The organism is Mucilaginibacter lappiensis (assembly GCF_050433765.1).
Taxonomy (GTDB): domain Bacteria; phylum Bacteroidota; class Bacteroidia; order Sphingobacteriales; family Sphingobacteriaceae; genus Mucilaginibacter; species Mucilaginibacter lappiensis_A.
The window spans coordinates 846,497-859,911 of sequence record NZ_JBNPWP010000002.1; the positions used below are offsets into that span (position 1 = coordinate 846,497).

General features: G+C 43.6%; 10 protein-coding genes. 7 read left to right on the top strand and 3 right to left on the bottom strand.

Going from position 1 to position 13,415, the window contains the following annotated elements; genetic code table 11:
• The first annotated feature begins 2 nt into the window (after nt 1-2).
• Nucleotides 3-2,684, top strand: a complete 2,682-nt coding sequence (locus tag M2273_RS08960) for a TonB-dependent receptor (protein ID WP_429395617.1) — start codon at nt 3-5, stop codon at nt 2,682-2,684.
• Between the two features lie 5 nt (nt 2,685-2,689).
• The gene (locus M2273_RS08965) at nt 2,690-3,505 is read left to right on the top strand and encodes a DUF4249 domain-containing protein (protein ID WP_429395620.1); all 816 of its coding nucleotides are present in this window, start codon (nt 2,690-2,692) and stop codon (nt 3,503-3,505) included.
• 61 nt (nt 3,506-3,566) lie between these two features.
• Here the strand turns inward: M2273_RS08965 and M2273_RS08970 are convergent, their stop codons facing one another.
• Nucleotides 3,567-4,826 (bottom strand): hypothetical protein, encoded by a 1,260-nt coding sequence (locus M2273_RS08970; protein ID WP_429395623.1) that lies wholly within the window; start codon nt 4,824-4,826, stop codon nt 3,567-3,569.
• Nucleotides 4,827-5,065: 239 nt separating this feature from the next.
• Between M2273_RS08970 and M2273_RS08975 the strand changes: the two genes are divergently transcribed.
• Genes M2273_RS08975 through M2273_RS08995 form a run of 5 tightly spaced genes read left to right on the top strand, consistent with a single transcriptional unit; the run spans nt 5,066 to nt 10,341 of the window.
• Entirely contained in the window at nt 5,066-5,998 is a 933-nt protein-coding gene (locus M2273_RS08975; RefSeq protein WP_429395626.1) for a hypothetical protein, read from the top strand.
• A gap of 11 nt (nt 5,999-6,009) precedes the next feature.
• Entirely contained in the window at nt 6,010-6,657 is a 648-nt protein-coding gene (locus tag M2273_RS08980; protein ID WP_429395629.1) for a hypothetical protein, read from the top strand.
• Complete coding sequence (locus tag M2273_RS08985) at nt 6,654-7,277, top strand: hypothetical protein (protein WP_429395631.1); 624 nt, start codon at nt 6,654-6,656, stop codon at nt 7,275-7,277. The genes M2273_RS08980 and M2273_RS08985 overlap by 4 nt, the downstream gene beginning before the upstream one ends.
• A gap of 5 nt (nt 7,278-7,282) precedes the next feature.
• Entirely contained in the window at nt 7,283-7,921 is a 639-nt protein-coding gene (locus M2273_RS08990; protein WP_429395634.1) for a LamG-like jellyroll fold domain-containing protein, read from the top strand.
• An 11-nt stretch (nt 7,922-7,932) separates the two neighbouring features.
• Nucleotides 7,933-10,341 carry an ABC transporter permease gene (locus M2273_RS08995; protein ID WP_429395636.1) on the top strand — a complete coding sequence of 803 codons (2,409 nt, stop codon included), beginning with the start codon at nt 7,933-7,935 and terminating at the stop codon, nt 10,339-10,341.
• A gap of 15 nt (nt 10,342-10,356) precedes the next feature.
• Here M2273_RS08995 and M2273_RS09000 read toward each other — a convergent pair whose 3' ends face one another.
• Together M2273_RS09000 and topB are read right to left on the bottom strand one after the other, a co-directional pair.
• On the bottom strand, nt 10,357-10,959 hold the full coding sequence (locus tag M2273_RS09000; RefSeq protein WP_429395639.1) for a phosphatase PAP2 family protein: 603 nt from the start codon (nt 10,957-10,959) through the stop codon (nt 10,357-10,359).
• Nucleotides 10,960-11,339: 380 nt separating this feature from the next.
• Nucleotides 11,340-13,190, bottom strand: coding sequence for a DNA topoisomerase III (gene topB / locus M2273_RS09005; protein WP_429395642.1), 1,851 nt, complete (start codon nt 13,188-13,190; stop codon nt 11,340-11,342).
• Between the last annotated feature and the right edge of the window lie 225 nt (nt 13,191-13,415).

Sequence of the window (13,415 nt, forward strand, 5' to 3'; positions counted from 1 at the left end):
TTATGAAAAAAAACGGACCGATAAGGCTCCCTAATCTGATTTACTCCTTAATGAAGTTACACCAGTTTTTAAGAATATTTTTCTGTATCACAGCCCTGACCTTAGTAGGTCACCTGTCTGCCTTCGCTCAATCGCCGTTGGATAAAACGGTTACTATCAGTTTTAATAATGTACCACTCAGGCAGGCGCTTGATAAGCTTACCGAGGCCAGTGGCGTACGTTTTACTTATAATGAAGCAGTTGCTGCCAGCAGTGTCAAATTAACTGTTAATGCAAAGGCACAAAGCCTGAGGCTGGTACTTGACGCGGCCCTGGCCGCATATCCTTATAGTTATGCTGAACTTGATCAGGATATCCTGATCCGTTATGACGCGGCAAAGCTAAAAAAGCCCGGCGCCGGCCCGGCGGCAAAACCGGCAGTAGGAAAGCACACCATAAGCGGAACTATTACATCAAAACAGTCTGGTGAAACCATCATAGGCGCGAGTATCCGTGTATCATCTGGTACGCAGGGAACTTCAACCAATAGTTATGGTTTTTACTCGCTAACCTTGCCGGCAGGTGATCAGGAATTGGTGATCAGCGCGGTAGGGCAAACAACCGCTACCATACCCATAATGCTTAACGAAGATAAAAAGCTGAATATAGCGCTGGAGGATAATGCGCATGAACTACAAACCGTAACTATAACCGCCACACAAAAAGGTGCCCGCGATTTAAAAAGCCCTCAAATGGGGGTCGAAAAATTAAGCATCAAGGAGATCAATGATGTTCCGGTATTACTGGGCGAGCATGATGTGATAAAAACCATACAGTTATTGCCGGGTATCAAATCTGCCGGGGAAGGTAGCGGCGGCTTTTACGTACGTGGCGGGGCTGCGGATCAAAATTTGCTCATGTTGGATGAGGCCACGGTTTATAACGCATCGCACCTGCTTGGCTTTTTCTCCACCTTTAATTCAGATGCTATCAAGAATGTAAGTGTTTATAAAGGCGATATGCCGGCACAATATGGAGGCAGGCTATCGTCGGTAATAGATGTTAAAATGAACGATGGTAACAATCAGAAGTTTGGTGTGAGCGGTGGGGTAGGTGTGATCGCCGCCAGGCTGAATGTGGAGGGGCCTATCCAGAAGGGTAAATCATCGTTCCTGATTTCGGCACGACGTACTTATGCAGATGTATTCCTGAAATTCGCGAAGGATACCAACATTAACCGTAGCCAGTTATATTTCTATGACCTGAATGCCAAGGCAAATTATGTGCTGGGGGATAAGGACCGTTTGTATATTTCAGGTTACTTTGGGAAAGACGTGTTATCGGTTGATAATGTGAACGGCATCAATTGGGGCAATACTACCGGTACACTACGCTGGAATCATATTTTTAACAACCGTTTTTTCTCCAACACCTCGCTCATTTACAGTAATTATGATTACGAGATCAAGCTCAAGCAGGATGTGAACAATTACAATATCACCTCGCGTATCCAGGACTGGAACCTGAAGGAGGATATGCAATATGACATCGGCGGCGACCATACTTTAAGTTTCGGTATCAACAGCGTTCATCATACCATTAAACCGGGCGAAATATCGGCCACCGGTAATTCAGGTATCGTATCGCAGGAGTTGGAAACCCGGTACTCCTGGGAAAACGCGGCCTATTTAAGCGATACCTGGAAAGCTACCGACCGTTTTAGCCTCACCTACGGGGTACGAGTATCTGCCTTTAGCATTATGGGGCCAGGTACCTATTACAATGTAGATGCCGACGGTAAAATAACCGATTCAAAATATTACGGCTCAGGCCAGGTGGTTAAAACTTACGTAAACCCCGAGCCGCGTGTGGCCGCGGCTTTCCAGCTTAATGATATAAGCTCGGTTAAGGCATCTTATGCCCGTAACGCGCAAAACCTGCACCTTATCAGTAATTCAACCCCAGGATCGCCTACAGATAAGTGGGTGGCCAGTACCAACCTTATTAAGCCCGAACTGGCCGACCAGTTTTCGGTAGGTTATTACCGGGATTTGTACGAACACAAATACGAGTTAACCGTTGAAACCTATTATAAAAAACTGCAAAACCAGGTCGACTATCGTAATGGTGCCAATATATTTACCAATCAACCCATAGAAACCCAATTGCTTTATGGTAAAGGCAGGGCCTATGGCGCCGAATTGCTCATCAAGAAAAAAGCAGGCCGTTTAACCGGCTGGATAAGCTATACACTTTCCAAATCAGAGCGCCTGATTGATGGTATCAACCAAAACCAATGGTACAACGCCCGACAAGACAGGACGCATGACCTGGCCGTAGTAGGCATATACAAACTAAACGAGAAGTGGACACTATCTGCCAATTTTGTTTTTTACACCGGCGATGCGGTTACTTATCCCAGCGGTAAATATCAGATCGACGGTGCCAACTACTATTATTATACCAACCGTAATGGCTCAAGGATGCCCGCCTATCACCGGCTCGACCTTGGTGCTACCAAACAGCTAAAGAAAACCAAAAAATATAGCTCCGAGCTAAATTTCAGCTTATATAATGCCTATGGCAACCGGAATGCCTACCGCATATTTTTCAGGGATAACAAGGATGATCCGAACAGAACAGAGGCTGTAAAAACTACTTTATTTACTTACGTACCCTCTATTACTTATAACTTTAAATTTTAATTACCATGTATACTATACGTTTTTCTGCCTTATTCATACTGCTGGCCCTCTTCAGCTCCTGCGAGAAGGCGATAGACCTGAATCTGGAAAACAGCGACCCAAAATACGTGATAGAAGGCGTTGTTACGAACGAGGCCGGAGGAGCCAAAGTGTTATTGAGCCAGTCTAAAAAATTCACCGATGACAATACTTTTATCGGCATAAGCGGCGCCCAGGTTAGTGTGGAGAGTGATGGCACGGTTTATTCTTTCGAACCTACCGATACCGGTGTATATCAAAACAGTACACTGACAGGTATCCCCGGTCACACTTACCATTTAACTGTTAAAGTAGGCGATAAAACTTATACATCGGCAAGCACCATGCCCCAGCCGGTAAGTCTCGACAGTATTTATGTGGTGAGTGATGAATTTGCGACCAATAAAGATGGCAGCAAGATGCGCTTAGCCACCGTAAAATATAAAGACCCGGCGGCAGAAGAGAATTATTACAGGTTTGTACAATACATCGATAATAAAAAGGAGAAAACCGTTTTTGTTGATGAGGATGAGTTTACCAACGGGCAAACGGTGAACAGCCGGCTCAACTATAACAATGATAATGACGACCCTGCCCGCGAAATAAGGACCGGTAAACAATTGATGGTTGAAATGCAGTGCATTGACGCCGCGGTTTATAAATACTTTTTTAGCCTTACTACGGGCGCTTCTGGCGATGGCAATAACGCTGCCCCGTCAAACCCGATGAGTAATATTTCTGGCGATGGCCTGGGCTATTTCAGTGCCTATACCATAACCCGTAGAACAATTACCGTACAATAGTATTTGTTTGGGAATTTTATAATGAACCAAAAGGCTCCCGAATATCCGGGAGCCTTTTGGTTTAAAATGCCTGGAATACTACCTTATTTGCTGAACGTAGTTCTATCTTTTTTACAGAACCGGTTCCCTGGAAATAATACCCCATACCAACAATCTTCATCTTTTTAGCAGGCATGGGCGATTCATAGGCCAGTTTATCATCAACATAGTACTGAATTTTTGAAGAGGTGCTACGGCAGGTAACCTTAACCCATTCCGACTGGTCGGTGCCAAAGCCCGAGAAATCGGTTTTTTTGCCCGATACCATGTTTTGTCCGTCCAATAAATTCAGGTCAGATACACAACCCTTTGCAGATAAGGGGATAATTATCGGGACCTGATCTGTAATAAGTGAAATATTCATAAACCGGCAGGTAGCGGCACCCTCGTAATAGCCGTTTTTAAGCTCAACGCTAAAAGAAAAATCATTGAGCGGCACGGGTTCAAAATTGCCTACATTATAAAACTCAACCATAGGCGGCTGAGGCTCAAGCTCAATGTTCTTTTTCAGGATGGTTGATACCGGAAGCCCCATAACATCCTGGTTAATATATTCGCTCTTACTAAGGTAAACAGGCATAGGCTTATGGGCTATTAAACCCAGCCAGCCATTGGTAGCGATCAATAGCGGCAACTCCTTTACTATCTGTTTATTCACCACTAACTTGGCATGGTATGAGCCAGGCCTGTAGTAAACCGAGGTATGCTGGTGCAGGTTCTTATCAATCAGGGTACGGGTTTGCGGATCCCAGCTTTGCTGTATAAAAATTGAATCAGTAGGAGCGGCTTTGGCGTTATAACTGAAGATGACTGAATTGGGGATGTCACGTGTAACGGGTTTGTAGCTAAATGTATAAGAACCTGGTGCAACCGGAGCAGGCTCTTTTTTGATGTACATGGCTATAAGCGTAGTGGCAATAATAGCAATAATGATCAATGCGGCTTTTAATCTCCAACCGGTTTTTTCTTTTGATGGTGCAGGAATGTTTGGACTATCTTTTACTGGTATTTCTGCAGGCTTATGCTGCCGTGTAAATGTTCGCCAGTTTTCGAACCCGGCAAATTGGGTTAGGGTATCCAGTGTGGTAGTACTGGGTAAATGATTGTATTCAACCCGCCCCCAGATCCTTCGCAAGGTACTGGCACTTAATGAAACCTTTGTTTTGGCTAAAATAAGCAGGTTCAAGTTTTCAAAATCCTTGCTTTGCCAGGCCGCCGCATCACCCCAGTCAAGTTGCTGCTCAATAATTTTTAACAATTGTTTAATAGCAGAGAGATCCATGTTGTAAGGGGCAATTTTTTTGAAGATTCAGCTATACAGCAAGACGCGCCAGATCAATTTTCGTGACAGCGAAAGTGAAATTTTGTAAAGTGTTATAATTATCTGTTTTTTCAGAATGATACAACTTGAAAAAACTTGAATAGCAAATGAATTGCTTCGGTTTATAAACAAATATAAGTTTGCTGTCGACTGATCTCTTATCAACCCAAAAGTAAACCAATTATCATATCAAGTAAAGGATGAAAAAGCTATTTTATCTATTCCTGATGCCAATGCTGGGCTTAAGCTCAAGCCTCAGCGCGCAAACAAACCTCTGGAACAGTCCCGATGCATATCTGGGCCAAAAACCTCCAACAGACACACCCAAAGTATTCGCACAAAGTTTACTGACAAAGGCCGATACCTTCGCCTATGACCGGGTTGCCTTTTCGCCAGATGGGAAAGAATTTTATTACCCCAGCAATACGACGTGGTTTGATAGTAAAAATTCAAAAATACGATACTTTAAACATGATGGTAAAAAATGGAATGGCCCCTTTGTTTTAAACCAACTTTATTACGCACCCACCTTTTCCATAGATGGTAACACCCTGTATTTTTTGGGTGGCAGTAAGCGCGATACTTTACATGCGCTGGTATGGCAGTCGCATAGGAATGGCGGTGGCTGGACCAAGCCATCCATATATCTTCAAAAAACTTATGGGCTTTATGATTTTATGCCCACCCAAAGTGGGGTTAGTTATGTAGGCAGCAATGCTCATCAGGGCAACCTTAGGGATTTTAGCACTTATGATATTTGTGAACTGCGAATGTCTGGACAGGACACTACCATTAACAGTCTTGGGGCGCCCATAAATACTCCCGGTTTTGACGGCGACTTTTATGTTGCTCCTGATGAATCATACATTGTGGTAAGCGCTAAGGAAACCAAAGATTTTGAATGCGAATTGTACATCACTTTTCATAAGCCCGATAAAACCTGGACAACTCCTGTTAGTTTGGGACCACTGATCAACAATGGTATAGCCCACCGCTGGGGCGAATATGTTACGCCCGATGGTAAATACCTGTTTTATTCAATGGGTACCAGCCCCAAAGATTGCCATATTTATTGGGTAAGGTTCGATAACCTGCTGGCGAAATTGAAAAAAGAAAATTTAAACAATCAGTAATAAAAATCACTATGAAAAAGATAATTTTTATACTGCCGCTTTTGCTGATAGTTAATATCTGGCGCACCTATGGCCAGCAAAAGGAAGTTTTTGACCTGGGCCGTATGCTGACTGAAAATAAGTTAGTTGCCGGGCCGGCTAATGAGGTAAGCGTTTTAAAAGATGGGGATAAACAGGGCGTCAGCTGTAAAGGAATTGTTTGGCTAAAAGGAGTGAATTTTAAGGAAGGCCAAATTGATATAGATCTGCGCGGAAAGAATGTATTCCTGAAAAGTTTTCTGGGGATTGCCTTTCACGGGATAGATACAACAACCTGTGATATCCTGTATTTTCGCCCCTTCAACTTCAGGCATGCAGATACGCTGAGACGGAAATGGTCTGTTGCTTACATGAGCCTGCCGGATAACAACTATGCCAAATTACGTAAGGAACACCCGCTGGTATATGAAAATGCTGTAACCCCTGTGCCACAGCCTGATGAGTGGTTTCATGCCACGCTTGTGCTGAAAAACAGAAAGTTAAGCGTTTTTGTCAATCATTCATCCACACCTTCTTTAGAGGTTACGCTGATCAATGACAGAACAGATGGGCTGTTTGGTATTTATGCCGATGGGCTTGCCGAAGATTTTGCTAACCTAACTATCAATACAAAACCATGAAAATATTATTTATAGTTATACTTTTTAGCTCAGCCACGGCTTTTGGACAACAGCGTACACCAGAAATGTTTAAAACCTTTAACAGAACGGTAAGCATAGTAAACGAAGAGGGTTCAGCGGTGGTAAAGTTAAACGAAGCCGAAGGGCCGGGTATCGCATGGATTAAAGGGGAGCAATCTAAGGATGGCGTTATTGAATTTGATATTAAAGGGAGGGACCTGCTTCAGCAAAGTTTTGTGGGCTTGGCCTTTCATGGTATAAATGATACTACTTATGAAGCTGTTTACTTTCGTCCGTTCAATTTTAAAACAACCGATCCTGTAAGAAAACTACATGCGGTACAATATATAGCCAATCCGCAATTTGATTGGCCAAAGCTCCGGGCCGATTTTCCGAATCAATATGAAAAGCCCGTAATACCAATTCCTGACCCTAACAAATGGTTCCATGTGAGGCTGGAAATAAAGGGCAGGAAGATAAGCGTATTTGTTAACGGCAACACTTTACCTGCACTTGCTATTGAACGCCTGGTTGATTCTGGGGGCCAAATGATAGGTTACTGGGTAGGGAATGGCTCTGCCGGGAACTGGAAAAATTTGAACATTACAGCAATAAAATAGGATTTATGAAAACTCTGCTTTTTATTCCGGTATTATTTATGGCCCTGCACAGTGCAGCACAAAACCAGTATTTTGATTACTCATCAATAAAGCCTGCACTATGGGTTATCCCTAAAACAGATACGCTTGATTATGCTTTGGGCAACCATGCGGGCAAACCGGCTTTGTTGTTAAAGCGGAAATTTGCCAACTACAAATCGGCCAGTATCGCTTATCCTAAAAAACTGAATTTTAAGGATGGCATCATTGAGCTGGATATTGCCGCGCCTACCGGGAAGGCCGGGTATGTGGGTTTGGCCTTCCGCATCAGGGACGCGCACCATTACGAAACCCTTTATTTCAGGCCTGGCTCATCCGGTACCATCAACGCGGTGCAGTACATGCCCGAAAAGAAATTAGAATTTAACTGGTGGGACTATGAATCCGAAAAATACCAGGCAAAAGCTACCCTGCCGCTTACCGTGTGGTTTCATGTAAAGGCTGTAGTGAAAGGGCGTACGCTTACCGTTTTTGTCGATAATAACCCCAAACCGGTAATGGTGTATAACGCCCTTGACCCCGACCTTAAAACCGGCTCGGTAGGCTTTTGGCTGGGGAACAGTGCATCCGGTGCTTATAAAAATTTAGTAGTGAAAACCTTATAAACCGCTATAGCATGTTAAGAAACTTTTTAAAGACCGCCTGGCGTAACATGATGCGCCATAAGGTGCACACTATGATCAATGTAAGCGGACTTGCATTGGGAATAACCTGCTGCCTGTTTATTTTTTTATGGGTGCAGGACGAAGAGCACATTGATAATTTTCATCTCAACGGGAAAAACCTGTATACCGTTTACCAAACTTTTACTACCAACGGGCAGGTTAACAGCGTTTATTCATCGCCATTAAAATATACCAATAACAAACCTGTTTTTTTAATGGAGGATATAAAAGATGCTATCCCTGAAGTGAAACGGGAAGCCTTTTATGCCACTGGTTATGAATTGCCCTGGGGCCATGCCGAAACATTTCAGGTAGGCGAAAAAACCATGAAACTGGAAGGTTCACGGGCGGGTAAGGATTTCTTTAAGCTATTTAACTATCCCATTATTGCCGGTAATACCGAAACGGCATTGCGTGATATGAGTGGTATTGCCATTTCACGCAAAATGGCAGCTATATTTTTTAAAAGCCCGGAACAGGCCATTGGTAAAAGCATAAGGTATGAAAACAAGTTTAACTTTGTAGTATCAGCTGTATTTGAGGATGTTCCGGCGCAAAGCTCTCTGAAATTTGATTTTCTGTTTAACTGGGATGCGCAGAAAAAACTGCTGGATTGGGCCACCAATAGTTTTCAAACCTATTTACAACTATCACCAACTGCCGACCCTGAAAAAACAGCAGCCAAAATAAACCAATACCTGCAAACCAGGCTTGATAAAAATCCTGGGGTACAAACGCAAATAGGCCTGCAGCGCTTTGGCGAACAATATCTGCACAGCAATTTTGTAAACGGAAAACCTGAAGGTGGGAGAATTGAATATGTACGCATTTTTAGCGAGGCCGCCATTTTTATCCTGATTATTGCTTGTATCAATTTCATGAACCTGGCAACGGCCCGGTCGGTAAAGCGGGCAAAAGAGGTGGGGGTACGCAAGGTTGTGGGGTCGGGACGGGGCAGCCTGATCGCTCAGTTTTTTGGCGAATCGCTGCTTTTTTCGTTCATGGCAATGATCGTGTCTGTTATTTTATTGATCGTGTTGTTACCTGCATTTGCACATTTTACCGGTAAACAGTTTGATTCGCCGTTTTTACAGGCTTCGTTTTGGTTTTCTTTACTTGGTCTTACATTGGCCACCGGTTTCATTGCCGGTATTTATCCCGCGCTTTATCTGTCATCACTGCAGCCTGTCCGCATTTTAAAGGGGGTGCTCCGCTTTACGCAGGGGGCTATTTGGTTTAGGAAAGGACTAACCGTTTTTCAATTTGTGCTTTCTATCATACTACTTATCGCTACGCTGGTTATATCGCGCCAAACCAATTATGTGCAAAATACCCATTTAGGTTATGACCGGGAAAATCTCATTTATATGCGTATTGAAGGTTCATTGATGACAAAAAATAACTATTTACTTTTCAAAGAGCAGGCTTTAAAAATGCCCGGCATAGCCATGGTCGACCGCAGCACTGAAGCCCCGCATGCCATGAATTTTGTTGTGGCCGACGATATTAAATGGCAGGGAAAAGAAAAGAATGCTTCGGTAGGTTTTAAACCCGCTTCTGTTGGGTTTGATTTTCTTAGAATAATGAAGCTGAAGATCGCGTATGGACGTGATTTTTCGCCAGCTGTTGTTACTGATTCAACAGATGCTTTTATGGTTAATGAAGAAGCGGTGAAACAAATGGGCATGAAAAACCCGATAGGAAAATGGGTATCGGCATGGCAAAAAAAAGGGCACATCATCGCGGTGCTTAAAGATTATCATACCCAATCGTTGCATGAGCCCATAAAGCCGGTGATAATAGATGTAAAAGAAGGTGAGTATTTTGGTGTGATCCTGATCCGTACCGAAGCAGGTAAAACAAAGGAAGCGCTGGCAAGTCTGACTAAAATTTATAAGGATCTAAACCCCAATTATCCGTTTGCTTATCAATTTGTTGACCAGGAATATAAGAAGCTATACAGCAGCGAACTGATTATTACCCAGCTCTCTATGGTATTTGCTGTGGTAGCTATTATGATCTCTTGCCTGGGTTTGCTGGGGCTTGTCATGTTTTCGGCAGAGCAGCGTGTAAAAGAGTTTGGGGTTCGTAAAGTACTGGGCGCGTCATTACCGCAGTTAACTACGCTGTTTGCCAGCGATTTTCTGCAACTGATAGGTATTGCTTTTTTAATTGCCGCCCCATTGGGCTGGTATGCTATGGTAAAATGGCTGCAAGGCTTTGCTTACCGTATTGACCTTTCATGGTGGATATTTGCACTCGCGGGTTTAATATCGCTGTTTATAGCTATAGCAACACTAAGTTACGAGGCAGTTAAAACGGCCATGGCCAATCCTGTTAAAAGTTTGCGGGCCGAATAAATACTATTACAATGATTATTTTTTGAGCGATTGTAAAACAAATGCTGAACCTGTTCCAATAACCGCCCCGGCGGCAACATCAGTAGGGTAATGCACACCAAGGTACATGCGTGAGTAACTAACAGAGCTGGCCCATAAAAATGCCGGCGCTATAACATACCATTTAGGGTAGGCCCTTGATAATGCCGTTGCCGTAGCAAAACTGCTTGAGGTGTGGCCAGAAGGGAATGAGGTACTACCTGCTCGGTAAACCGGCACGATATTAATATTTTGAACAAACGGCCGCGGTCGCTTCACTATATGCTTGATCAAAAAGGTGAGCCCGAAAGAGAGCGCGGTACTGCTGGCTATATATAATGAATTTTGACGCATCTGCTTATCGTTGCTTATTATACCTCCAACCAGTAAGCCTGCCGGGATGCCAATATCGCCGTAAAGATGTGTCTGGCTTAAAAACATAAATACACCCGTTTGCTCGGGAGTACGATGTTCCTGAAGATCGATCATGATATGGTCATCCAGCTTCTGTAGTCCCGATTGCGCGAATGAGCTTGAGACGAATGACAAACCCATGAACGATAGCAGGTAAAAGAGGTATATTTTCCGGATTGGTTTCATAGGTACTGCAGATTTAGTTTATTACCCGTTTGTATAATAAATATGCGCAATTATTCTATCTAAAGGTAGTTTTGTTTACTATGATTTGCATATGGAGCTGTCTTGAAATATAAAGTAATTGAAAATTTAATAATAAGGTAATATTATGGACAAGAGCAAAGGCTAACTTTATGGGGCTATAAAATACGAAAGTCCCCTAAGCGCTCGCCGCCGGGGACTTTCAACCTAAACCTTATCACAATAGGCAAACAGAGAGTTTGCCCTTATAGATAAGGCAAGTATAAAAAAAATTTTTATAGGTAAATAGGTCAGAATAATCTTTTCCCGTAAATTGTGCTAAAAATGACAGTTTTATACACATTATGAGTCATTTTACCCACTTATTGCTGAGTACTCGCAGCCTCTTTTCGTTTAGTCATCAATCCCTTGCCTGCCAGTAATAGTTCCTGGGTAATGTTTCGGGTATAGGTTTTGATCTCCTGTTGAAAATCATTTACCGAGGCGCCGGAGCGGATCTCTTCCAGGCGTTTTTCCCAGTTACCGGTAAGCTCAGCCTGCGCTATTTTCTGATCTTTTACCACATGGTATACATTGAGGCCGGTTTCGGTAGGTATCAGGTTCTTTTTCTCCCTGATGATGTAATCCCTTTTTATCAATGTTTCAATAATAGATGCCCGGGTAGCGGGTGTTCCAAGTCCACTGTCTTTCATGGCATAGCGTAACTCTTCGTCCTCTATCTCCTTACCGGCTGTTTCAAGTGCTTTTAGTAAAGAGGCCTCGTTGTAAAGCGGTTTGGGTTTGGTTTGTTTTTCGAGCAGGTTTTTTTCAACTATGGGTAAACGCTCATCTTTTTGCACTTTAGGCAAACTTGCATTTTCCTCGTCCTTCTTTTCTTCATCGGGCTCATTCAATACAGCCCGCCAGCCAGCCGAACTGATCACCGTGCCGCTGGCCGTAAATATAGCACCCGATTGTACCGTAATTTTGGTGATCTCCTTGATACATTCCTGGTGAAAAGCTTCCAGCATGCCCGCGGCAACCAGGTCATAAACCGCTTGCAGATCTTTTGATAGCTGGCCCGGTGTTTCGCCGGTTGGGAGTATGGCATGGTGATCGGTCACCTTTTTTGCGTTTACGCTGCGTTTGTTCAGCGTTACAGTAGTAAGAAAGGTAGCCTGTTTGCCAAATTCAGGGTGATCTTTAAACTTATCAATCAGTGCAGGCACTCCAGCAAATACGTCATCGCCAATATAGCGGCTGCCGGTACGCGGGTAGGTTACCAGTTTATTTTCGTAAAGGGTTTGCAGCAGGGTAAGTGTTTGGTCGGCAGTAAATCCTTTGCGTTTATTGGCTTCCTGTTGCAGGCTGCTCAGGTCATGCAGCAGGGGTGGTGGTTCTTTACGGGGTTTGGCCTCCACACTAACAATATGCCCGCCATTGGGAAACCCGGTAGGTACATCTTCTACTTTATCAACAATATTTTGTGCTTCCTCTTTGGTCTTAAAACTATCAGCAGATATCGCCCTAAAAACCTGCCCATCCTTATCAACCTGAATGCTCACCTGGTAAAATAGCTGGGGCACAAAGTTCTTATTTTCGAGGTAACGGGAGCAGATCATGGCCAGCGTTGGGGTTTGCACCCTGCCTAAGGAAAGTACCGACCGGGTTCCTGACGAAATGCTGAGTGCCTGTGTGGCGTTCATCCCAACGAGCCAGTCGGATTGCGAGCGGCAGTGCGCCGAATTGAACAAGGTATCATAATCACTGCCTGGTTTCAGGTTTCGGAAACCTTCCTTAATGGCCTCGTCTGTTTGGGATGAGATCCAAAGCCGTTTAAAGGGCTTTTTACATTTAAGATAATAATATATATAGCGAAAGATGAGCTCGCCTTCGCGCCCGGCATCGGTAGCAACAATGATCTCGGTGGCTTCATCAAATAAGGCCTTAATAGTGTCAAGCTGTTTCCTTACAGAAGGATCCTCTACAATACCATCTTTGGTTTTAACCTTGCGGATGCTGAGCTTGAATTTGGGCGGCAGCATGGGCAGGTTTTGAATGTTCCAGCCATAAAAGCCATATTCCTGTGGTGCGGCAAGTTGCAAAAGGTGACCAAACGCCCAGGTAAAAGTATATCCCTTGCCTTCAATGTACCCGTCTTTTTTGGTAGTAGCGCCAAATACTTTGGCTATCTCCCTTGCAACGGATGGTTTTTCGGCAATAATAACTTTCATGTACAGCGTTCTTCAAAAAAAATATAAGGGGCGAAAGGTAGATAAACCAAGTGGACGCTGCAATGATTGTTGAAAAATGGATTTTTGGGATAGAAGGACTATGGGACGATATGACTGTAAGACTATGGGACAAATGGAGCAAAAACAGGAAGAATAAAGATGAAAGGAAAAGAGTAAAAAATGTCTTATGTCTTATCGTCCCATCGTCCCATACTCTGCTCGTCT